Origin of the sequence: Kribbella catacumbae DSM 19601 (genome assembly GCF_000372465.1) — a bacterium.
In the GTDB taxonomy this organism is placed as follows: Bacteria; Actinomycetota; Actinomycetes; order Propionibacteriales; family Kribbellaceae; genus Kribbella; species Kribbella catacumbae.
On sequence record NZ_AQUZ01000077.1, the window covers coordinates 1 to 22,006 of the forward strand.

General features: G+C 67.0%; 23 protein-coding genes. 8 read left to right on the plus strand and 15 right to left on the minus strand.

The genetic code is table 11. The features are described from left to right. The coding region (locus A3ES_RS50265; protein ID WP_040456893.1) for an HNH endonuclease at positions 1–558 on the plus strand (558 nt) is incomplete at its 5' end. Between the two features lie 478 nt (positions 559–1,036). Here A3ES_RS50265 and A3ES_RS55795 read toward each other — a convergent pair. Next, positions 1,037–1,723 (minus strand): ASCH domain-containing protein, encoded by a 687-nt coding sequence (locus tag A3ES_RS55795; RefSeq protein ID WP_020392772.1) that lies wholly within the window; start codon positions 1,721–1,723, stop codon positions 1,037–1,039. A 119-nt stretch (positions 1,724–1,842) separates the two neighbouring features. Between A3ES_RS55795 and A3ES_RS0141605 the strand changes: the two genes are divergently transcribed. Continuing rightward, the gene (locus tag A3ES_RS0141605; RefSeq protein ID WP_020392773.1) at positions 1,843–2,490 is read left to right on the plus strand and encodes a histidine phosphatase family protein; all 648 of its coding nucleotides are present in this window, start codon (positions 1,843–1,845) and stop codon (positions 2,488–2,490) included. Positions 2,491–2,507: 17 nt separating this feature from the next. Here A3ES_RS0141605 and A3ES_RS0141610 read toward each other — a convergent pair whose 3' ends face one another. The 5 genes from A3ES_RS0141610 to A3ES_RS0141625 all read right to left on the minus strand — a co-directional run bounded on the left by A3ES_RS0141610 (position 2,508) and on the right by A3ES_RS0141625 (position 4,988). After that, complete coding sequence (locus A3ES_RS0141610; protein WP_020392774.1) at positions 2,508–2,918, minus strand: hypothetical protein; 411 nt, start codon at positions 2,916–2,918, stop codon at positions 2,508–2,510. Continuing rightward, the gene (locus A3ES_RS57345) at positions 2,908–3,348 is read right to left on the minus strand and encodes an Rv3654c family TadE-like protein (RefSeq protein WP_083934033.1); all 441 of its coding nucleotides are present in this window, start codon (positions 3,346–3,348) and stop codon (positions 2,908–2,910) included. The genes A3ES_RS0141610 and A3ES_RS57345 overlap by 11 nt, the downstream gene beginning before the upstream one ends. Then, complete coding sequence (locus A3ES_RS54705) at positions 3,341–3,754, minus strand: TadE family type IV pilus minor pilin (RefSeq protein WP_157631032.1); 414 nt, start codon at positions 3,752–3,754, stop codon at positions 3,341–3,343. Before A3ES_RS54705 ends, A3ES_RS57345 begins: the two co-directional genes overlap by 8 nt. Positions 3,755–3,830: 76 nt before the next feature. Further along, the gene (locus A3ES_RS0141620) at positions 3,831–4,040 is read right to left on the minus strand and encodes a DUF4244 domain-containing protein (RefSeq protein ID WP_020392776.1); all 210 of its coding nucleotides are present in this window, start codon (positions 4,038–4,040) and stop codon (positions 3,831–3,833) included. A 102-nt stretch (positions 4,041–4,142) separates the two neighbouring features. Beyond that, positions 4,143–4,988 carry an aldo/keto reductase gene (locus A3ES_RS0141625; protein ID WP_020392777.1) on the minus strand — a complete coding sequence of 282 codons (846 nt, stop codon included), beginning with the start codon at positions 4,986–4,988 and terminating at the stop codon, positions 4,143–4,145. 104 nt (positions 4,989–5,092) lie between these two features. Here A3ES_RS0141625 and A3ES_RS0141630 point away from each other — a divergent pair, with 104 nt between their 5' ends. Both A3ES_RS0141630 and A3ES_RS0141635 read left to right on the plus strand, forming a co-directional pair. Then, positions 5,093–6,175, plus strand: a complete 1,083-nt coding sequence (locus tag A3ES_RS0141630; RefSeq protein ID WP_020392778.1) for an ArsR/SmtB family transcription factor — start codon at positions 5,093–5,095, stop codon at positions 6,173–6,175. Between the two features lie 10 nt (positions 6,176–6,185). Further along, a complete protein-coding gene (locus tag A3ES_RS0141635; RefSeq protein ID WP_020392779.1) occupies positions 6,186–6,485 on the plus strand; it encodes a YciI family protein in 300 nt (99 codons plus the stop codon). Here A3ES_RS0141635 and A3ES_RS0141640 read toward each other — a convergent pair. From A3ES_RS0141640 to ssd, 4 genes are all read right to left on the minus strand, one after another. Next, positions 6,477–7,103, minus strand: a complete 627-nt coding sequence (locus tag A3ES_RS0141640; protein ID WP_157631033.1) for a type II secretion system F family protein — start codon at positions 7,101–7,103, stop codon at positions 6,477–6,479. The two genes, A3ES_RS0141635 and A3ES_RS0141640, sit on opposite strands and share 9 nt — an antisense overlap. A 140-nt stretch (positions 7,104–7,243) precedes the next feature. Further along, positions 7,244–8,086 carry a type II secretion system F family protein gene (locus A3ES_RS51965; RefSeq protein ID WP_020392781.1) on the minus strand — a complete coding sequence of 281 codons (843 nt, stop codon included), beginning with the start codon at positions 8,084–8,086 and terminating at the stop codon, positions 7,244–7,246. Further along, entirely contained in the window at positions 8,086–9,243 is a 1,158-nt protein-coding gene (locus tag A3ES_RS0141650) for a TadA family conjugal transfer-associated ATPase (protein ID WP_020392782.1), read from the minus strand. The genes A3ES_RS51965 and A3ES_RS0141650 overlap by 1 nt, the downstream gene beginning before the upstream one ends. Continuing rightward, positions 9,240–10,325, minus strand: coding sequence for a septum site-determining protein Ssd (gene ssd / locus A3ES_RS0141655; protein ID WP_157631034.1), 1,086 nt, complete (start codon positions 10,323–10,325; stop codon positions 9,240–9,242). The genes A3ES_RS0141650 and ssd overlap by 4 nt, the downstream gene beginning before the upstream one ends. Positions 10,326–10,570: 245 nt before the next feature. On the opposite strand from ssd, the gene A3ES_RS50280 reads away from it, so the two are divergent. Together A3ES_RS50280 and A3ES_RS0141665 are read left to right on the plus strand one after the other, a co-directional pair. Further along, positions 10,571–12,325, plus strand: a complete 1,755-nt coding sequence (locus tag A3ES_RS50280; protein ID WP_157631035.1) for a glycosyl hydrolase family 18 protein — start codon at positions 10,571–10,573, stop codon at positions 12,323–12,325. Between the two features lie 28 nt (positions 12,326–12,353). Continuing rightward, the gene (locus A3ES_RS0141665; protein WP_020392785.1) at positions 12,354–13,904 is read left to right on the plus strand and encodes a glycoside hydrolase family 18 protein; all 1,551 of its coding nucleotides are present in this window, start codon (positions 12,354–12,356) and stop codon (positions 13,902–13,904) included. A gap of 53 nt (positions 13,905–13,957) precedes the next feature. On the opposite strand, the gene A3ES_RS0141670 is transcribed toward A3ES_RS0141665, so the two are convergent. After that, positions 13,958–14,629, minus strand: a complete 672-nt coding sequence (locus A3ES_RS0141670; protein WP_020392786.1) for an SGNH/GDSL hydrolase family protein — start codon at positions 14,627–14,629, stop codon at positions 13,958–13,960. A 143-nt stretch (positions 14,630–14,772) separates the two neighbouring features. Beyond that, complete coding sequence (locus tag A3ES_RS0141675) at positions 14,773–15,648, minus strand: LysR family transcriptional regulator (RefSeq protein ID WP_020392787.1); 876 nt, start codon at positions 15,646–15,648, stop codon at positions 14,773–14,775. Positions 15,649–15,719: 71 nt separating this feature from the next. On the opposite strand from A3ES_RS0141675, the gene A3ES_RS0141680 reads away from it, so the two are divergent. Further along, on the plus strand, positions 15,720–16,919 hold the full coding sequence (locus A3ES_RS0141680; RefSeq protein WP_026163692.1) for an MFS transporter: 1,200 nt from the start codon (positions 15,720–15,722) through the stop codon (positions 16,917–16,919). Here A3ES_RS0141680 and A3ES_RS0141685 read toward each other — a convergent pair. Further along, the gene (locus A3ES_RS0141685) at positions 16,908–17,810 is read right to left on the minus strand and encodes a helix-turn-helix domain-containing protein (RefSeq protein ID WP_040456902.1); all 903 of its coding nucleotides are present in this window, start codon (positions 17,808–17,810) and stop codon (positions 16,908–16,910) included. The genes A3ES_RS0141680 and A3ES_RS0141685 overlap by 12 nt on opposite strands. Before the next feature lie 23 nt (positions 17,811–17,833). After that, the gene (locus A3ES_RS0141690; protein ID WP_020392790.1) at positions 17,834–19,540 is read right to left on the minus strand and encodes a chitinase; all 1,707 of its coding nucleotides are present in this window, start codon (positions 19,538–19,540) and stop codon (positions 17,834–17,836) included. Positions 19,541–20,083: 543 nt separating this feature from the next. Here A3ES_RS0141690 and A3ES_RS0141695 point away from each other — a divergent pair. Then, positions 20,084–20,914, plus strand: coding sequence for an HAD family hydrolase (locus tag A3ES_RS0141695; RefSeq protein WP_020392791.1), 831 nt, complete (start codon positions 20,084–20,086; stop codon positions 20,912–20,914). Positions 20,915–21,196: 282 nt separating this feature from the next. Here A3ES_RS0141695 and A3ES_RS0141700 read toward each other — a convergent pair whose 3' ends face one another. Beyond that, positions 21,197–21,988 carry a Fic family protein gene (locus A3ES_RS0141700; RefSeq protein WP_020392792.1) on the minus strand — a complete coding sequence of 264 codons (792 nt, stop codon included), beginning with the start codon at positions 21,986–21,988 and terminating at the stop codon, positions 21,197–21,199. Positions 21,989–22,006 lie beyond the last annotated feature (18 nt).

Here is a 22,006-nt window from a genome sequence, read left to right on the forward strand (position 1 = left end):
CTGGCCTGCGACGCCGCCATCCTCCCCATCGTCCTCGGCTCCGACTCCCAACCCCTCGACGTCGGCACGGAACAGCGCTACGTCACCCGCGCCATCCGCCGCGCCCTGATGAGACGCGACAAGGGCTGCGTCATCTGCAAAGCCCCACCGTGGCAATGCCACGCCCACCACCTGATCCACGTGATCGACGGCGGCCCCACCGCCATCCAGAACCTCGCGCTGCTCTGCGCCGCCCACCACCGCGCCGTCCACGCCGGCCACTGGACCATCACCATCACCCGAGGCGTCGTCCACGTCACCCGCCCGGGCTGGACCAACCCCACCCCCACCAACCCCACCGACCTGGCCAACCTCACCAACCTGTCCCGCTACTTCGGCCCACCCTCTACCGGGTCCGGCAGCGCCTTGGACCACGAACATCCCGGCCGGTTCTTCTCCCCACCCACCCCGCACCCCAAGCCGCAGGCCGGTACTGGAAGCCTATCCTGGCTCACCCCAGAAGCGGTCGCACTCCTCGACCCCTGGGGCGACAACAACACCCCCTCCGCAGGCCCGTAACACCCACCCGCGGCCCACCAGCCGCCAGCGCGACCCGCCCACCGCCCGCAGCGCATCGCCGCGAGCCAGTGCCAGGCGGGCTGCAGCCTGCAGCCCACTGGCCGCCCGGCACCAACACGACCCGCCCGCAGCCCCCACCACATCACCGCGAGCCAAAGCCACGCGAACCTGTCAGCCTGCAGCCCACTGGCCGCCCGGCTACCGGCCGCTCGCTAGCCCTCGGCTCGCCCGAGGCTCCTCGCCATGCCCCTCTGCCCGCTGCCCGCTGTCCGCTGCCCTCACCCTGGGGTGCTACCTGGCGCGGTGCAGCTACGAGGAAGGGCAGACGGCTCTCGCCTCGCCGTTGCGGCCAAGGTCGTCGAGGGTCACTTGCACCTGGACTGCGCTGGACCAGTCAGCGGATACCTCTGTGAGACGGCGGGGTGCAGTCCGCGCTGTGGATTTGGGGCCAGCCGGTGGTGTCCGTTGCAGGGTTGGCTTACGGGTGCTGCGCGGTAGTGAAGGTGATGACATCGACCATCGCGTTGTGTGGCATGTCTGGGTAGTGAGTCTTGAGCCCGGAGATGAGTGCAGCGACGTCTGCGCCGGCAGGCATCTTCGCTTGCTCGGCGGTCAGGCCGTCCAGCCTGTGACGATCGATGGTGAGGACCTCCCCATCGATCCGGGCGCTCTCCGGATGATCTTCGAAGACGAAAATCGCGAGCCCGATCGTGATGGGATCGTCCCAGCAGACAGTCACTGTCTTTTCTCCGGATATGACGGCTTCGTAGTACCGCTTGTTGAAGCGCATCACCCGCCTGGCCACCGCGTCTGGGACGAAAGAGGAATCTGGCAGCAGTCTTCGAACTGGCCGCATCACTGGCCCGTCGTCGGTCGGCACCGCTACGCGCAGATCGGGGTGAAGATCGAGCATCACCTGGCGGCAGCGGCCGCACGGTGGAATGAGCCCGCGACTGCGGTCGCCTGCTGCTGCCATCGTCAGCAAGGGTCCAGCATCCGCTGCGGCTGCGACGCCCCAGGCGACAAGCTGCGCGCACGGGCCGCCGGTGAAATGAACCACGTTCACCGCGGTGTAAATCCTGCCCGCAGTGTCCATCGCTGCTGCCGCGACGGTGTGATTGGGGTCTGTGCCGAGCGATCGTGCGAGCTCTTCGGCGGCGGCCATGACCCGAAGCTCGGAGTCAAGTGGCTTTCTTCCGCATGCCCTGCCAGTCCGCGCGGCGAACGGAGCGTGCTGACTCGTGAGAGGCTCTGAGACTGCGAAGGTGGGGCGAAGGAGGGGGCATGAGGCGCATCTATCTCGTTACGCATCCTGAGGCACAGCATCATGTTGACGGGGTCGTGGGAGGCTGGCATGACTCGGAACTGACGGCTCGTGGGCGCCTGCAGGCCGAACGGATCGTTGAGGTGCTGGCGAGCAGGGTCGGGGTTCAGCCGGTTGAGGTCTACTCCTCTGATCTGAAGCGAGCCAGCCAAACGGCGGAACTAATTGCTCGGAGGTTCGTCGTCGAGGTTCAGACTGATGCGCGGCTTCGCGAGAGGTCCAACGGTGAGGCTGACGGGCGTCCCCAGGCGTGGCTCGCTGAGCACCGCATCCCACTTCCGGAGTACGGCGATCGACTCGGCCACCACGACGGACCGGCTGGCGCGGAGACACGAATGGCTTTGGTCGAACGCCTGTACCCGGCTCTCGATGACATCCTCCGTCGACCGGTCGCGAACCAGGTAGTGGTGTCTCACGGGTCCGCGTCGAGCTATCTGATCGCTGCTTGGATCGGCATGCCGATGACGTCGACGGACCGGGGCTTCTTTCCACTGACTTCAGGCAGTATCACCACTCTCGTCCGCAACGACACCCACTTCAGCCATCAGGTTGTGTCACTGAACGAGACCCAACACCTGCAGGATCTTGGAGACCCACCACTGGTGTGATGGTGGGCTGGGAGTGGTCAGGTTCCTAGGTGGGTCCAGAGCCAGGTGGGGCCTGTGGTTTGGGCGCCTAGGGGTTCTACTCGGGCTCGGAGGCCGCGGTCGGCGGTGATGACGGTGATCTGGCGGTTGTTGTCTGCGGCAACGGCTTCGGCGACCAGATCGACGATGGCGTCGTCGCCTGAGCCGGGGGCCAGGATTATCTGGAGTTCGGCGAAGTTGGGGTCTGATTCGCTTTCGACTGCGGACTTTGCGGCTCCCTCTAGTACTACGGCTACCTCGGTGGGGTCGTTGAGCTGGGATGCGAGGGACTTGAGGCTGGTGAGTAGGCGTCGAGCCGCGCCGGCTCGGTCGCGCCACCAGCCGTCGGGGCGGGAGCCGACGACGTTGGCCGCATCTATGACGAGGAGGTGAGTCGAGTTATCCGTCACCTGGCCAGTGTCCTCCTTCTATTGGTCCGGCTCGCGCTTCTCCTGTTACCACCGGCGTGCCAAGGGCGCCCAGGTGAAGGGGCACCGCGACTACGACCGCGACCGAATCGTCGGACTGTTGGCAGAGTCGCAGCTCGACCTGTTGTGCGTCCGCGATTCGTCTGGCGGTAGTGCAGGCGTCGCCTGGTGCGGTCTGCTGTACCTGAGCCGCGCTGAGGGCAACGAGATCCGCAGCAGCGTCTGCCCGGTGGTGGCCGATCGACACCGCTGCCCACAACACACCAACCAGGCAACCACCCAGCAAGACCACCGCAAACCCAACCGCCAGCAAGCTCGCGCTACCGCGGTCGCCGGTCGCTCGGAGACCTGTGGTGGGTGAGCTGACCGGGAGCATCAGCCCGCGCCGCGGCTGCGGTTGGTGGCTAGCCATTGGTGGGCGTGGTGGCGAAGACGGGTGGGGGTGTGATCGTGGATGGTTCTGTTTCGAGGGTGGCGGTGGCTTCGGGAGTGGGGTGAGGTAAGGCCTTCAGGAGGCCGGGTGGGGTTGGTGGGCGGGCCTTTACCAGGACGCGGATGGTTGAGCCGGTTTGGGTGATGGTGATGGTGGCGCCTGGTGGGGCAGTGCGTTGGCCAAGTTGGCGGGCTGTTTCCAAAGGTTCGCCGCGGGCGGCGGCTCGGGCTGTGTCTCGGGCGGCGTCTAGGCAGCGGATGTTGGTGATGACGGTTCCTACCAGCCAAAGGCCAAGGGCCAGGACGGCGAGCAGGACGGGGAGGACGAAGGCGACCTCGGCCGTGATCGCGCCATGGGCGGATCGTCTGCGGTGTGGGCTTCGCATGAGGCAGGTCCTTCCGATCGGAGTGGGCCGGCCGCGGCGGCGAGGGGAGGCGCCGCGGCCGGAGGGCTTGGACCGGTCAGATCTGTACGCCGTCCACGCCGGCGGCCTTCAGCGCATAGTTGATGATTGCCTTGAGCAAAGACATCATCGCGGGGGACTTCATCAGCGCGATGAGGATGCCACTGAGACCGCAGGCCGCGACGATGGTGACGGCGTACTCCGCGGTGGCGGCGCCGCGTTCGGTGTGCTTGCGGGTCCGGCGAGCGGGTACCAGCGCCTTGGACATGTCGAACCTCCTGATCTGCCACCCGGCTGTTCCGGATCGGCTTACTGACAAGGTGCCGTCGTCAGAGCCCTTGCAGAGAAGGAGTTTTCAACCTGGGGACAACTAGACCTTCAGCAACCGATCCAGCTGCTTCGCGGACAACCGGAGCTCGGCGGCCTCGACATTCTCCTGCAAATGCTCGGCCGACTTCGTCCCGGGAATCGGCACCATCACAGGCGATCGATGCAGCAACCACGCCAACGAGACCTGGGTAGGAGTCGCATCCAGCTCGGCCGCGATGTCGGCCAGCAGTTGCGAGGAAGTCGCGTGACCGCCGTTCGCGACCGGAAGCCACGGCACGAACGCAATTCCTTGCTCAGAGCAATGATCGAGCACCGGGTCATGCTCCCGGTCGGTCAGGTTGTACCGGTTCTGCACACTGACCACGTCGATCACCTGCCGCGCCTCTTCCAGCTGCGCGACAGTCACCTCCGACAGTCCGAGATGCCGAACCTTGCCTTCGGCCTGCAGTTGCGCCAGTGCACCGAGCTGATCCTGGTACGGCACGGTCGGATCGATTCGATGCAACTGCAGCAAGTCGATCCGCTCGACCTTCAGGCGGCGCAGCGACAACTCCGTCGCCTGCTTCAGGTACTCCGGCCGCCCGAGCGGCTTCCACTCGCTCGGCGACGGGCGCGTGTGACCGACCTTCGTGGCGATCACCACGTCGTCGGCGTACGGATGCAGCGCCTCGGCCAGCAACTCCTCGTTGGCGCCGATGCCGTACGCGTCGGCGGTGTCAATGAAGGTGACGCCCAGCTCCACCGCCCGCCGCGCTACCCGGATCGCCTCCGTGCGGTCCTCAGCCGGCCGGAAGCCGGTCAGCCGCATCGCACCGAATCCGAGCCTGTGCACCTCCAGCTCACCGATCTCCATCGTCGACTGAAACTGCGTCGTTTGAAAGCTCATACCGCCACTCCTTCTGATCGACGCTCGCGTACTGCGCATGGTCGCCGGGCGGCCGACACCTCTTACAATGATTTAGCCTCAGCTAAATCGACCAAGGCGGCCGGATGTTGACGATCACCTTCACCGTGGAGGACCTCGCCCGCACCAGGCTCGCGGTTTCGCCGCTGTGGGAGGTGGTCGCGAGCATCCGGCTGCTCAAGACCCCGCGTTCGCAGACGTTCCACCGGCCCTGGGCGCAGACCACAACCGAGCGGATCAACCGATCCGGCGTCGATCTCGGCCTGCTCTTCGACCTGGTCGATCCCCGCGTCTGGTACCTCGCCGACTTCCTCACCCCGCCAGCCCAAACCCCGGTGCCCGACCTGACCACGGACCTGAGCGCGCTGCGCAGAGTCCCCGCAGACCAGATCCGGGCGGATCTCGACGTACTCGCCTACGCACGGAGGAACCCCATCGGCTCCCTCGCGGAGGCCTCCCTCCCCCGACGCAGGCGGCGCACAACCGCGAACGACATGCCAACCGCCGAGATCTCCAGCCTGTACTCCGATCCGCAGGGCGGCGTCGTGCGACTCGTCGAGCAACTGCAGGCGTACTGGGATCTGGCGCTGTCACCGCATTGGGGGCGAATCCGCGCTCTACTCGAAGGCGATCTGCTCTACCGCGGGCGGAAACTCGGCCAGGCTGGTCATGCCGGGCTCTTCGATGATCTTGCCGACACAGTGAGGTGGCGCGACGGGTCTTTGCAGATCAGGCATCGGCGCTTCAAAGGCGTTCGGCTGCTGGCCGGCGAGGGGCTGCTGATGACACCATCCGCTTTCGTGTGGCCGACGGTGTACTCGAGCACCATTCCGCCTTGGCAGCCGACGCTGACCTATCCGGCTCGCGGAGTAGCCACGCTCTGGAGCGATCCGGTGCGGACGACCTCAGCCGGTGTCACCGCAGTACTGGGTCGGTCACGGGCCGAAGTACTGACGCGGCTGGACACACCGCGGTCGACGACGGAACTGGCGGCGCACACCGGGCTGACAGCTGGCGGCGTCTCGCAGCACCTGAGCGCGCTCCGAGCAGGTGGACTCGTCACGCCACACCGGCTCGGACGAGTTGTGCTGTATGCGCGCACCTCCGCGGCGGAGGCTCTGCTCGCAGCAGCCGAACCCAGTACAGAGCAAGCCGGCACTCCGGGCTAGCGTGATCGGCATGTTTGTCCTAGAGCTGACCTACACCGCCCCACTGGAACGCGTCGACGAGTTCATCAGCGATCACCTGACGTGGGTGAAGGCGCAGTACGAAGCGGGAGTGTTCGTGGCGTCGGGTCGCAAGGAGCCTCGGGACGGCGGTGTGATCATCGCTGTTGGCAGTGATCGAGCTGCGATCGAGGAACTAGCGGGCACCGACCCGTTCTCCATCGCGGGGGTCTGCGAGTACCGGGTCATGCAGTTCATCGCGACGACCGTTGCGCCGGCGTTGGAGCAGTTCAAGGAACAGCCCTCAGCCTAGGAAGCTGAGGAGGCCGGACAGCGAACTGGCGATGGTGGGCACGATGCCCAGCAGGACGAAGGCCGGGAGGAAGCAGAGGCCGAGCGGCACGACGGAGCGTGACTCGACCGCGCGGGCTTGCTCTTCGGCGGTCCAGTGGCGGGTCTGGCGGGTGTCGTCGGCCTGATGTTCGAGGATCTTCGCGAGTGGCGCGCCGGAGCGGAGAGCTCGTTGGGTAGCGCGGGCGAAGGCGGCGCAGGCCGGCTCCTTGAGGAGGCAGGACCATGCGTCGATCGGATCGGCTCCGAGATTCATGCGGCGTTCGACCTCGATGAGGAGGTCTGCGAGTGGACCGCCAAGAGACTTGCCGACCACGCCGATGGCGGCCTGAGGCGGACGGCCGGCCCGGAGGCACGCCGCTAGCAGGTCCACTGCCAGGGGGAGGTCGGCGATGAGCTGGGCTGTCCGTTGCCGTGCGGCCGCGGGCTCTAGTCGGCTGAGCACTAGCGGAGTGCCGAGGAAGACGACAACTGCGGGGATCAAACCGATGGGGAGACCTAGCAGCAGGAGTACGCCGGCCGCGGCGGCAGTTGCAGCCGCGCGGTGAAGGCGACGAGTGGAGGATGGCTGCTCCCGCACGAGGCTGAATGGCCAGCGATTGTTGAGGAAAGGACGATGCCTTCCCAGGCGTCGTCGCCCGGGAGGGCTGGGGAGGAAGAGCACGACCGCGAAGGCCGCGGCCAGCGCAGAGAACAGCACACCAGGGGTTGAGTTCACAGTCAGGCCCGCTGGTTGGCGCGGTGGCGGGATTCCCAGGGCGGTCTGGTTTGGGCGTCGGTCCAGCGGAGGCCGAGGATGGTCAGGGTCAGGCCGAGGGCAAGGCAGAGCCAGCCGGGTGGAGTGTTGGTCAGGAAAGCGAGCGGGTCGGCACCGATCGCATAGCCGAGGGCTGTGCCAAAGACCGGCAGGACGGCCAGCAGACGTGCGGTTGCTCGGGTGCCGGCGAGACCGGTGGTGATCTGACGGCGGATGGTTTCGTCGGCGCGCAGCGAATCCGCCAACCGCTCGGTGAGGAGAGCGAAGGCCGCGCCGGACTCATCCGCAACACGCCAGGCCGCCGCGAGTGCCCGCAACCCTTCAGCCCCTGGTGATTCGGCGATGAGTTCGAGAAGAGCAGGAACATCCCCGCCCAGCTTGGCCGCTGCCGAGGCGACCTTCAGATCCGGGCAGACCGTTGCCGCCCCTTCCAGCGCCGCTGCCGGTGGACGGCCGGCGGCCAGCTCCGCCGCCAGTACGTCGCAGGCTTCGATCACCGTGGCCCGTCTCGCCGCAGCAGTTCGTCGTCGCAAAGCGCGTGCCCGCTGACCGACGACCACCATCGCGACAACCCCGACTGCCAGAGCAGTCACCACCACAGCCGGACCGGTCGACGCCGACACCAAGATGCCTACGGCAACAATCGCGAAGATCACTCCGAGCCGCCGCCCGGCCGACCGTGCAAGGTCACTGCCACCAACGGAAGGCCGCGACGCGGGCGAGTTGAGGCGATGGAGGGCCCGAGAAGGATTCGGCAGCAGAGCCATGACTGTGATCAGGACCAGTAGTGCGGTGAGGGCTTGCATCAGGCTGCTCCGGGGAGGTGACGAGCGAAGAGGGCCGCGGCCTGGTGGAGCCTGGGCGGACCAGTGGGAGTGAACTCGATCGCGGGCACGGTGATCGCCTGCCCGCTGGGGGAGCGAGTGATGGCCCGGATCTCCGAGATCCTGCGAATGCCGGATGGAGTGCGCGTCAGGTGGATCACCGCATGCAGGGCCGAGGAGATCTGGCTGTGGAGGGCCTCCCTCGTCAAGCCTGCCAGCGCGCCGAGGGCCTCCAGCCGGGCCGGGATGTCAGCGGCCGAGTTGGCGTGGACGGTGCCGCAGCCACCTTCGTGGCCGGTGTTCAGCGCGCTGAGGAGATCCACGACCTCAGCGCCGCGGACTTCGCCGACAACCAAGCGATCGGGGCGCATCCGCAACGCTTGACGGACGAGGTCGCGCAGGGAGATCTCGCCCGCGCCTTCGACGTTGGGTGGCCGGGCCTCCAGGCGGATGACGTGGGGATGGTCAGGGCGGAGCTCGCTGGCATCTTCAACCAGGACGAGACGTTCCGCGGGATCGGCCAACGACAGCAGGGAGTTGAGCAGAGTCGTCTTGCCGGTGCCAGTACCGCCGCTGATCAGAAAGGCGATGCGCGCGTGCAGGAGATCGCGCAGTACGGGCGCTCCGCCGGCGGGGAGGGAGCCGGCGGCGACAAGTTCGTCGAGGGTGAAGACCTTTCGCGAAGGTACCCGGAGAGACAGACACGTCCCAGGAGCGGCAATCGGGGACAGGACGGCGTGGAAGCGGGTCCCGTCGGGAAGGCGAACGTCAACGTAGGGCGTCGCGTCGTCGAGGCGGCGACCGGCGGCCGCGGCGAGACGAGTGGCCAGCCGTCGGACGGCCGGTTCGTCGCCGGTGCGGAGGGCGATGCGTTCGAGTCCCGAGCCGCGATCGACATAGACCTGGTTGGGTCCGTTCACCAGGATGTCGGTGATCCCCGGCTCGGACAGCAAGCCATCAAGCGGGCCGGCACCCAACGCCTCCCGACGCAATGCAGCCACGACGGCGAGCACCGTCGAGTCACCGAAGACGCCACCGTCTGCCCGCAGCGCCGCCGCGACTCGGGCCGGTGTGGGCTCAGATCCCTGGGCAGCAAGGATTCCGCGGACCCGTTCGAGAAGCTCGGTCGAGACGTTCATGCCGCCAGCAATCCCTGCAGACCAAACAGCTCCAGTACGTCGTTCGCCGCGCGACCCAGCCCACTCCGCGGCCGTGGATCGAAGCGTCCCTCGTCCAGCAAGGACGGCAGATCCCGCTCGAACCCGAGCTTGGCGGCCAGCGGCAACGACAGATGATCCGCGACGTCGAGAGCGGACAAGCCGTTCAGCCCAGGCTCGCGCGCCACCACGCGCAGGTCATGTGCGACCTCACGCAGCGGCGCCACCAGCCGAGCGGCCGCGGCGCAGGAACGCACATCGCGGGGAACCACCACCAGCGTCGATGTCGCGCGGACAAAGGCCTCCTCCGCGGCAGGATCCGGCCGGCGCGGTAGATCGACCACGACCAGATCGCTACTGCGTTGAGCCGCACTGAGCACCGACCTCATCGCCTCTGGTGGCAAGGCCGTCACGTCAGACCGATCCCACGACAACACCGCCAGACCGTCGACCAATGGCAGGGCGGATCGCAACGCGCCCGCGCTGACGCGACCAGCCGCATTCAGCAACCTCGGCCACCGCGATCCCTCATCGGTCTCGGTCCCCAGCACCAGATCGATGCCGCCACCCAACGGATCGCCGTCGATCAGCATGCAGCGCAGGCCGCGCCGGCTGGCGGTCACGGCAACGGCCGCGGCCAATGTGGTCGCGCCCGCCCCACCACAGCCACCGACGAAAGCCAGAGTGACGGCCGACCGGACCCCGCCGTCCAGCGCATCGGCCAGCTTGTCGCCAAGCTCCGCCTCTTCATCGGGTAGCGCGAAAACCCCTTCCGCGCCGATGGCGAGCGCCTGCCGATACGCGTCAGAGTCGCCTCTGTCCACGCCGGCCACGACCACGCCTGATCGGCGTACCGGCTGGGTTCGGGCTAGTGGCTCGACCAGGTCGTGGCCGACCACGACGAGGACGGCGGTCTGCCAGTTGCGGCGCAGACCGAGCAGGTCGTTCTCCACCCGCGGCGTCACTTCCGCGGCTGCGGCGAGGCGGAGCAGGTCGTCCAGTAGCAGCTCGTCGGCGGTGGCCAGCAGCACGGCCGGCGCCGGCATCGAAGAAAGATTGTCCATGCCTTAGAAGGTGCCGTCGTTTCGGGCTTGCGCCGAAACGAATCGAAAGCCTGTGGAGAACTGTCGGATATCCGTCACCAGCGGCAATCCGCCAGCGCGACCCGGCGACCAGCGCGCGGCAAAGAGTTACGGTTCGTTTCGAAGCGTCCTTAACTAAGTTTTTCTCAGAACGCTCAGAAGTCGTCCACTCGTGGACATCTGCTGGACAAACCGTGCACGCTCAGCTCCTACCGGAGGACCGCCCCATGAGTCGAATGCGCAGCGTCGCTGCCGCGGCCACAGTGGCCGCAAGTGCCCTGATCGCCGTCGCCGGCATCTCGGTCGCCACTGCCGGACCGCCCGCCCCCAACGCCCAGGCCAATGCCCTGCCCAACGCCCAGGCCGCCGCTACCAGTGGTGGCGTGAAGACGGCCTACTTCACCCAGTGGGGCATCTACCAGAACGCGTTCTATCCCAAGAACCTGATCACCACCGGAGTCGCGAGCAAGCTCGACTTCCTCAACTACGCGTTCGCGAACATCCACCCGACCAGCCACACCTGCTTCATGGCCAACAAGGCCGCGTCCCAGGACGAGAACAACCCGAACGCCGGCGACGGCGCGGGCGACGCGTTCGCCGACTACGGCAAGTCGTACGGCGCGGACATCAGCGTCGACGGCGTCGGCGACGTCTGGAACCAGCCGATCCAGGGCAACTTCAACCAACTGAAGAAGCTGAAGGCCAAGCAGCCGAACCTGAAGATCCTGATCTCGCTCGGCGGCTGGACCTACTCGAAGTACTTCTCTGACGCGGCCGCCACCGACGCCAAGCGCAAGGCCCTGGTCACTTCCTGCGTGAACATGTTCATCAAGGGCGACCTGCCGGTGATGGACGGCTTCGGCGGTCCCGGTACCGCGGCCGGCATCTTCGACGGCATCGACATCGACTGGGAGTACCCGGGCTCGCCGGGCGGTCACGTCGGCAACCACTACAGCGCGGCGGACAAGCAGAACTTCACCCTGCTGCTCGCCGAGTTCCGCCGTCAGCTAGACGCGTTCGGCAGCAGCACCGGCAAGAAGGTGTGGCTGACCGCGGCCACCCCGGCCGGCCAGGACAAGATCGCGACGATCGAGACCGACAAGCTCGGCCAGTACCTCGACTACAACAACGTGATGACGTACGACATGCACGGCGGCTGGGAGGCGACCGGTCCGACGAACTTCCAGGACCCGCTGTACCAGGCACCGAACGACCCGAGCAACCCGATCCCACCGGGCACCAAGAAGTACTCCATCGACGGTGCCATCAAAGCGTGGACCACCGGCGACCCGGCGTACGGGATTCCGGGCGGCTTCCCGGCGAACAAGCTGACGATCGGATATCCCTTCTACTACAGGGGTTGGAAGGGCGTTCCGGCCACGGCCAACGGCAAGTACCAGACGGCGACCGCCCCGGCTGACGGTAGCGCCCTGAGCGGCAATGTGCCCGGCGTCTCCTTCTACAAGGAACTGACCGGCTTCGTCGACAACCCGAGCCACACGTACTACGACGAGGCGACCAAGGCCTCGTGGTTCTACCGCAACGGCACCTTCTGGTCCGGCGACAACGCCCGCTCGATCAAGGAGAAGGCCGACTACCAGCACTGCAACGGGCTGGCCGGCGCGATGATGTACTCCCTCGAGGCACTCGACCCGGGCGTCACGCTGTTCAACGCGGTCATCAACTCGGTCAACGCGGAAACCCCTGGCTGCAGCGGTCCCCCCACCACGACCCCGCCAACCACACCGCCGACGACGCCACCCACGACGCCGCCGACCACTCCGCCCACGACTCCCCCGACGACACCTCCCACCACACCGCCGACCACCCCTCCGACGGCAACCCCGTGGGCCCCGAACACGGCGTACGCGACCGGCTCCCTGGTGTCCTACAACGGCGTCACCTACAAGTGCATCCAAGGCCACACCTCGCTGACCGGATGGGAACCGCCGAACGTCCCCGCACTCTGGGGCCGGATCTGATCACGTACCGCCCACTGATCGGAGCAAGATGAAACGCAAGCACATCTCGGTCGCCATCGCGGCGATAGCAGCAGTGGTGATGTCCGTCCTCTTCATCCCGTCGGCCTCGGCCGCACCGGTGAGTGCGGCCTTCACGAAGGTGTCCGACTGGGGTAGCGGCTTCGAGGGCAAGGTGACCGTCACCAACGGCACCAGCGCCTCAATCAGCACCTGGTCGGTCGCGCTGGACTTCCCGTCCGGCTACACCATCAGCAGTTCGTGGGACGCAACCCGCAGTACCAGCGGGCAGACCCACACCTTCACACCGCCCAGCTGGGCCGGGCCGCTCGCTCCTGGCGCCAGTGTCACCTTCGGCTTCAACGGCAGCCCGGGCAACTTCCCCGGCATCGCCGCCTGCCGTCTCAACGGTGGTTCCTGTACTGGCGGCGGTGGCGGGACAGTACCCGGCGCACCGAGTGGACTGGCCGGTACTTCGACCGCCTCGACCGTGAGCCTGTCCTGGTCCGCCGCTAGCGGGGCGACCAGCTACAACGTCTACCGCAACGGCACGAAGGTGGACACCCCGACCGGTACGTCCTACACGGACTCCGGGCTGACCGCCAACACGGCGTACAGCTACCAGGTCAGCGGATCCAACAGTGCGGGCGAAGGCGCCAAGAGCGGCTCCATCTCCGTTACTACCAAGGCGGGCGGCACAGATCCCATCGGCACCCGCCGGGCCGCGCCGTATCTCTACATGGGTTGGGGCGACCCGCCGAACCCGACGACGGTCATGAACGCCACCGGCATCAAGTGGTTCACCATGGCCTTCATCCTGTCGTCCGGCGGCTGCAACGCGGCTTGGGACGGCAGCAGGCCTCTACAGGGCAGTGCCGATGCCAACGCCATTGCGGCGATCCGTGCGGCCGGCGGCGACATCGTGCCGTCGATCGGCGGCTGGAGCGGCAACAAGCTCGGCCCGAACTGCAGTACGCCGGAAGCGCTCGCCGGCGCGTACCAGCAGGTCATCAACGCCTATGGCCTCAAGGCGATCGACGTCGACATCGAGAACTCCGACGAGTTCGAGAGCGAGGTCGTCCAGGACCGGATCCTGAACGCGCTGAAGATCGTCAAGCAGAACAACCCCGGGATCCAGACGATCCTGACCTTCGGCACCTCGACCACCGGCCCGAACTACTGGGGCAACCGGCTGATCGAGCGGTCGGCGGCGCTAGGGGCGAACATCGACATCTTCACCCTGATGCCGTTCGACTTCGGCAGCAGCAACATCTACAACGACACGGTCGGCGCGTCCCAGGGCCTGAACAACAAGCTCAAGGCCGTCTTCGGCTGGACCACCGCGCAGGCCTACGCCCACCAGGGCATCTCCGGTATGAACGGTCTGTCCGACCAGCAGGAGATGACCACGACGGCGACCTGGCAGAACATCACCACCTGGGCCAGGAACAACGGCCTGTCCCGGCTGGCGTTCTGGTCGGTGAACCGTGACCGCGGTTGCGCGGGCGGCGGAGTCGTCTCCAACTGCAGCGGCATCGCTCAGCCCGACTGGGAGTTCACCCGCATCACCGCAGGGTTCTGACGACCGGTACTGCGGCGGGCCATCGGAGCCCGCCGCAGTACGCAGTACAGGGGTCAGTCGGCCTGGATCGCCTGGACGATCAGCTCGTTCCGGGCGTCCTGGCCGTAGGGCACCGACGTGTGGATGCCCTGCCGCAGGTAGGTCCCCAGCCGCGACGGCTTGGCTGCGAGCCACTCCGACCAGCGGACGATCCGCAGGTTCGGATAGCGCCGCTGCGCATCGGAGAGCTGCAGGTTGACCCAGGCGCTGTTGCGCTGATCGGCCAGCTGCAGGGCGGTTCCCATCCCAGTGCGTGCGGCCTGGGTGTTCACCCAGAACACGGTGGTCCTCGATCCGACGATGCTCATCGCCCGATCGATCTGCGCCGCCATCGCTGGCGGCGTGAAGATGTCGTTGGTCCCGCAGGACATCAAGACCCGGCGGGTCAGCCCGTAGTTCGCCTTCCAGTTGGCCAGTGCGTCGACCGTCTCCAACGTCGGCCGACCGGACCAGTTGTTCACGGCCAGGTCCAGGTTCAGTTTGCTCATCAGCCGCTGCGACAAGGCCTTGCCGTCCTGCACGCCCAGGCTGTCGCCGAACATGAACACCCCGTTGGCGGCCAGCACCCGCCGAATCGTCGCCTCAGTGGCGATGGCCTTGGTCAAGCCCTTCCACGCGCCCAGATCTCCCGATCCATATCCTCCCGCGGCCGCGGTCCCGGTCGTCGCCACCGTCGACGCCGCCACCACCGCTCCGGCTACGAAAACTTGTCGTCTATTTGGTTTCGCCCCACTCAAAAGCTTCCTCACGAGCAGACCTTAGTGTCCAGACAACTCAGACAAACGTCTTGCACAAACGTGCCACTGACTCTGGCTTGAGCTCATGGTGATCAGGACGGTAGAGCTACAAAGGCCCGGAATCGCAAGGCAGCCGGGGACAGCTCTCGCCCCAATCGCCAGGTCAAGCCGATGTCGCGACGAGCTTTGACTCCGGCCAGTGGGACTGGCGTTGCTCCACTGTCGGTACCGCGAACAGCACCTGCGGGCAGTACTGCGACTCCGAGGCCGGCGCCGACGAGGCGGTCGATGGTGGAGAGGTCGGTGGACTCGAAGGCGACCGCCGGGGTGATGCCGGCCGCGCGGAACAGCTCGTCGGTGACGCGGCGGAAGCCGAAGCCGGGGCGAAGGCTGATGAACGGCTCGGCGGCAGCCTCGGCCAGCCCGACCTGCTTCCGGGTGGCCAAGCGATGGTCCGGTGGGACATAGAGACAGAGCCGCTGCCGTTCGAGCAGATGCCAGCCGAAGGTGTCCGGGTCCGGACGCGGTCCGGTGACACCGAGCTCGGCCTCACCCGACTCGAGGTCGCGGATGATCTCGTGCGCCGGCTCCTCGCGCAGGGCGAAGCGGATCCTGGGAGCGGTCGCACGGAAGGACTTCAGCAGATCGGGCACCATCCCGGTGGCCACCGAATGAAGGAAGGCAAGGCGGACGGTGCCCGACTCCGGATCCTGCAGCGCCTCGATGCGCGACCTGGCCGCATCGACGGCCCCCACGCTCGCCCGAGCCGCTTCGAGAACCAGCCGTCCATAGGGATTGAGCCGCAAGCCACGGTGTTCGCGTTCGAACAGCCGCGCGCCGAATGCGTCCTCGACCCGGCGGAGCGATCGCGACAGCGTCGGCTGGCTGGTCCCGAGGACAGCCGCCGCATCGGTCAGGTGTTCGGTCTCCGCGAGAACGACGAACCAGCGCAGATCTTCGACATGCATGCGAATAGCGTATCGATCTCAGCTGATCATGACATTTTACGTATGCCCGCACAGCTGGCACCGTCGACAGCGTGCAGACCGTCACCGCTCGCGGCTACCTCCCAGGGGACGCCGGATATCGCCGGCTGTCAGTGGCGTTGTTCGCGGCCGGGCTGGCGACATTCGCCATGCTCTACAGCACTCAGGCCTTGCTGCCCGAACTGGCCCGCGTCTTCCAGGTATCGCCCAGCCAGAGCGCATTCAGTGTGTCGTTGGCCACCCTGAGCCTCGGCGCCGCAATCTTGATCGCAGGACCGGCCTCTGAGGTCTTAGGCCGTACCAAGCTGATGCGCTGGTCAGTAGCAACCGCTGCCGCGATCGCTGTGCTCTGTGCTGTCGCCCCGAACTGGCAGACCTTTCTGGCGCTCAGAGGCCTCCAAGGCATCGCAATGGCCGGGCTACCTGCTGTCGCGATGGCCTACCTGCGCGAGGAGGTCCACAAGGACAGCCACGCCAGGGCAAGCGGCCTGTACATCGCCGGAACGGCTGTCGGCGGGATGACTGGTCGCCTGGTCGCAGGAGGTCTCGCCGACCTCGGCGGTTGGCGCGCTGCCATGAGCGGCATCGCTGTACTTGGCGTCGCCTGCGCAGTACTAGTAGCCAGGCTGCTGCCGGAGTCGCAGAACTTCGTCCGTACGACGGGCAGCCGCCAAACCCTGCGGGTACTCAAAGACCCAGCACTGCTTGCCCTTTATGGCATAGCCGCAACGGCGATGGGAGCCTTCGTCGCCGTCTACAACGCGACCGGCTTCAGGCTCGCCGCAGCGCCGTACGGGCTAGGGCCTGGGCTGGCCAGCCTCGTGTTTGTTGTCTACCTGCTCGGGTCCGCCGGGTCGGCTGTCGCAGGCAGATTCGCCGATGCCTACGGCCGCCGCGCAGTAGTTCCGGTCGGCTGTGTAGTGGCGATGGCGGGTGTAGGCCTCACCCTCGCCAGACCATTGCCGCTGGTCATCGTCGGGCTGGCCGTGATGACAGCAGGCTTCTTCGCCGTCCACGGAGTAGCCAGCGGATGGGTCGCAGTCCGGGCTCATGCCGGGGGTGGAGGTACCGGCCAGGCCGCCAGCTTCTATCTCTTCGCCTACTACCTAGGCTCATCTCTCTTCGGCGGCCTCGCCGGTACCGCGTGGACGCACGCCGCCTGGCCGGGAGTAGCCGCAGAGGCAGGCGCTCTTCTTCTCGTCACCTACCTCCTGGCTCTCCTGCTGAAGCGCAGTGCGAAGTTAGGCCAATAGGCCTCGCTGACCCGCTCGCAGGCCGGCTTGGAAGCGAGTGGTTGCGTCGAGGGCCTTCAGGATCCGCTGCATCCGGCGCTCGACGGTCCGCTGCGCCACACCGAGCCGGCGAGCTATCGCCTGGTCGGTGAGCCCAGCAGCCGCCAGCGCCAGCAGTTGCTGATCCTCAAAGCTCAATGGCCCGTCCGAAGCCGACGGCGACAGCGGAGACGCCTGCTGCCACAGCAGCTCGAACAACCGCAGCAACGCGTCCAGCAAGGTCGACGGTCCGATCTCGACGAGCTCCTGTCCGGTTTGGAGTAACCCTGTCCGTCGATCAGCAACCACAAGCTTCAGCGGTACATCGCGAAGCATCCGGCAACTAGGCCCGGCACTACGAGCCGCAGCTAGCTCCGCAGGCTCCACGAGCGCAGCCATGTCATAGATGGTCCGATAGGCAACTCCATGAGCCCGCCGCGGCTCGATCGGCAGTACTACGAACGGCGGCTTGTCGAGCACCAGTACTTCGGTCTGCGCACTCTGCTGAGCTTGGTAGAACCGTTGCGCCATCGCCTGCTGTCCACGGATCACCGTGAACGGCCCTGCCTCGCGCCGAGCCCGGAACTCCTCTGTGAGGACGGTCGCGCCGAGGCGCGCCTGCACGATGGCCGCCTGCTTGCGAAGAGCCAGGAGCTCCACCGCAGCCTCGGGCACTGCAGGGGTGTAGCGGGCCGGGCGTCCCGGAGTACGGGATGCCAGGCCCAACGTCAGTAGTGAGCGGAGGTGCCGGGCCACCCGCGCGGTGGCCCAGCCCGTGTCGGCGACCAGGTCGGTCGTAGTAGCTTCCGGCCGGGCCAGAAGCACCCGGTAGAGCTGCTCGTCCTCCGAACAGACACCAAGTGCTTCCAACACCGGAGCGGGTCTGTAGTTGTGCATTAGGGCAGAGAGTGGACGTGAGAGCCGACCTGGTTCGAGAACGCGTTGCCGTTCAGCGCGTCCCAGTTGGTCGACCAGGTCATAGCACCGCGCAGCGACGGCCAGGTGGTGCTCGGCTTGAAGCTGCCGCAGTTGGTGCCCTTGGTAAGGCAGTCCAGGGCGTTGTTGACGATCGTCGGCGACACGTAGCCACTACCGGCTCCCCGGCTGGAGGCCGGCAGACCGAGACCGACCTGGTCCGGCCGGAGTCCACCCTGCAGCATGATGCAGGCCTGCGCGGTGATGAAGTCGACCGTGCCCTGGGAGTACACCTGCCCGTTGCAGCCGTTCATCGCGCCGGAGTTGTAGTACTGGACGTTGACCACGGTCAGGATGTCCTTGATGTTCAGCGCCAGCTTGAAGTACTCGAACGACGGGCTCTGCATGTCGATCGTCTGCGGCGCCATCGCGATGATCAGGCCACTGCCGAAGCTGCTCCGCAGACTCTGCAACGCCTGACCCATGTACTGCGCGTTGACACCGTTCTCCAGGTCGATGTCGACTCCGTCGAAGCCGTACTCGCGCAGCACCGACAGCGCGCTGCTGGCGAAGTTGGCGGCAGCCGTCGAGCTGGCGACCGAGATAGTGCCCCTCTCGCCACCGACGGACAGGATGACCTTCTTGCCTGCCGCCTGCTTGGCGGCGATGTCCGCCTTGAACTGCGCGACCGTGTAGCCGTTCAGGCCGGCGCTGTCGAGGGTGAAGGTGATGCCACCCGGCCGGGACGCGTCCGCGTCGGCGAAGGCGACCGCGATCAGGTCGTACGCCGCGGGCACGTCGGAGATCTTCTGAACCGTCGCGCCGTTGTTGAAGTTCTGCCAGTAGCCGGTGAGGATGTGCTTCGGCAGATTGCCCGTCGGCGGGTTGGTCGGCCCGCTGGACGTCGTCCCGGAGACTGCCGCGCCGTACGGCGAGCAGTTGCCGGCCGCGTCGCAGGCTCGCACCTTGAAGCTGTACGCCGTACTCGGGTTGAGGCCCGTCGCTGTCCAGCTGGTGACGTTACCGACGCTCTGGGCAGCGTCGGAGCCGCGGACCACGTCGTACCGGCTGACACCGTTGGCGTCCGAGGCGGCCGACCAGTTCAGCTGCAGGGAGCTCGAGGTCGGGCTGCCGACCGTGAGACCACCCGGCGTAGTCGGCGGCGTCGTGTCCGGCGGCGGCCCGGTGCCACCCGGCCCGTCCAGTACTACGTCGTCGGCCTGGTACGACGGCAGGCCGTACCAGCCGTGGAGGTAGACCGTCACGGTGCTGGTCGACGCGCTAGTCGTGAAGGTCGTCGTCAGCTGGGCCCAGCCGGTGCTCGAGGTCCAGGTACTCGTGCCGCCATCGGCACCGAGGTACACGTTCGAGCCCTTCACCCAGGCCGACAGCGTGTACGTCGAACCGGGCTTGACCGAGACGGACTGGCTGCAGCGCGCGTTGTCGTTCGACGTGGGGGTGCCCTGCAGAGCGTAGGTGCCCGTGCGGGCCGAGCCACTGACGGCGGCTCCGGACCCGGCGGTGCAGGACCAGCCGGCGAGCGTGCCGGTCTCGAAGGTCCCGTTGGTGACGAGGTTGGTCGCCGCGGAGCTGGTCCTGGTGGTCAGGAACAGCCCAGTGAGGGCGAGAAGCAGGGCGAGCAGGACTGGGATGACCGCGGAGTGGGGGCGGTAGGTTCGCGGGTTCATGTGACACAAAGTGTGACGAGGCAACTACATTGTCAAGACCCTGCATAAAGTGGGAACGCTCTCACGCTCAGGAAAAGCTGAAAGCTGTACTGGGTTTTACACTGCGAACCGGCCTGCACCACAAACTTTGCCCGAAGAAGGGCAGAAAGGCCGGGTAGCGGTAAACGCTTGCAGCCAGTGAACAATGCCCCGGGGAACACGTCACCTCTAGGAGGAAAGGCGACGGCCCCCGGCGGGGGGGTGACCGGGGGCCGTCTTCGGCCACGGGCTCGGGGGGAGGAGCCGGGGGCCGATCAGGTGGCGACAGTCTGCCACTGTCGAGGGAAATGTACCCCCCGAACCTGGAAGTCACACATCTCAGTTCAATTGCAACCAAGAGCCTGACGAACCAGCACCTGAGCCCCGATCAGAGGCTTTCAGGCCAGTGCCACTGTCACACTGCTCAACAGTCTAACGGGAGACCCGTCCACACGAAAGGCCGGGCCCCTCGGCGTTTCGCCCGGCCGGCTCAATACCTTCTCCGCCCTACCGCCCCGATCTCCTATGCTCGTCCCCATGGAGCCCCCGGAGACGACCCGATCGGCCGCCTTCTTCGATCTCGACAAGACGATCATCGCCCGCTCCAGCACCCTGGCTTTCTCCCGGCCGTTCTATGCCGGCGGGCTGATCAACCGGCGGACCGTCCTGCGCAGCGCCTATGCCCAGTTCATGTACCTGCTCGGCGGCGCCGACCATGACCAGATGGAGCGGATGCGCGAGTACCTGTCCGCTATGTGCACAGGCTGGGACGTCGAAACGGTCCGCGCGATCGTCGCCGACACCCTGCACCACATCGTCGAGCCGATGATCTACGCCGAGGCGGTGACGCTGATCGAGCAGCACCGCGCGGCCGGCCGGGACGTGGTGATCGTCTCCTCGTCCGGGGCCGAGGTGGTCGAGCCGATCGGCGCGATGGTCGGCGCCGACAAGGTGATCGCCACCCGGATGGTAGTTGCCGACGGCAAGTACACCGGCGAGATCTCGGAGTACGCGTACGGACCGCACAAGGCGACCGCGATCGTCGCGCTCGCCGCCGCGGAAGGCTATGACCTGCAGGAGTCCTACGGCTATTCGGACTCGATCACCGACGAGCCGATGCTGGCCGCGGTCGGCCATCCGTTCGCGGTGAACCCCGACAAGGCGCTGCGCCGGCTGGCGATCTCGCGCGACTGGCCGGTGCTCGACTTCAGCAAACCGGTGGCGCTGGCCGAGCGCGCCAGGTTCACCGAAGTCCGCCGGCCGGCGGTCGCCGCGACCGTCGTCGGCGCCGGTCTGGCGGCCGCCGGAGTGCTCCTGTACGCCGCCCGCCGGCGCGCGAAACCGGCCGGAAGTTGAGGCGGGCTCCGTTCTTCACAGCTTCATGAAGGTCTCGTAAGCCCTTCCCAGGAAGGGATCCGAAGAGTACAAAGGAAGTACAGGACCTTCGGGTCCGGTAGAGAATCGCACGGCAACCAGGCACCCACGCGGCGACCAGCCCATCCCAACCGGGCAGCATGACCCCAGGCTTCGGCCAACGCTGAAGTCGTGGTGGCGGCAGACAAGGTGCACGCCTGGTAACCAGGTTGACGTGCCAGCGACGGCGCTCTCCTCGGAGAGCGCCGTTCGCATCTCCAGGAGTTATTTCTCCTGCCGGGCGGAACTGTTGAGCGGTGAACGTTCCGCCGCGAGCGCGAGCACTTCACAACTGCGCAGTAACCAGTCCCGTACGCCGGCCAGCCCGCCGCCGGCGTAGTCGCGCAATCCCTGCTGGTACGACCCGGCCAGCTCCAGGTGGCCGGCCTCGGGCACCGTGACCGCCACCGGATCGATGCCGCGGGCAACCAGTACGGCGCGCTCGGCGGCCCGTGCGACCAGTCCGTTGGCGGTCGGAAAGGGCCGCAGTACCGCGAGTTCCGCGTGCACGATCGCGGCCACCACGAGCCCCGGCGCTTTGGTCGGCCGGGACAGCGCCTGGGCTAGACCACTGAGGCGCTCCCACATCTCGTCGGCCGGCGGCGCCGGCGGAAGGCCGGGGATGTCGTCCGGCAGCGGCTCGCGACTGGTCCGGAGGTGGCCCAACTGGTCTTCGCTGCCGAGATCGGCCGCCGCCAACTGGTGAAGTCTGGTCCAGACCTGTACGGGCGCGGCGTCCATCCGCGGCGCGAGGCTCATCAGCTCGCCGGTCATCCGGATCGCTCCGGCCGTCAGTACGTCACCACCGCCCCGGCGTACCTCCTCCAGCGTCGCCGGGCTGCCGGCCAGAGCGGCCGACGCGTGCGCGCCCCGGAGCAGCGCCTCGGCGGTCATGTCCGCGCCAACCTTCCGCAGCCCCCGGTCGCGCAGCAGCACATCAACCGCATCCCGGGCCGCCCGGGCCGCCGAGCCGACCCCTTCGAGTCCGGCCAGCGGTTCGAACACATCGAGGCTCATGGTCTGCACCCTAGGATG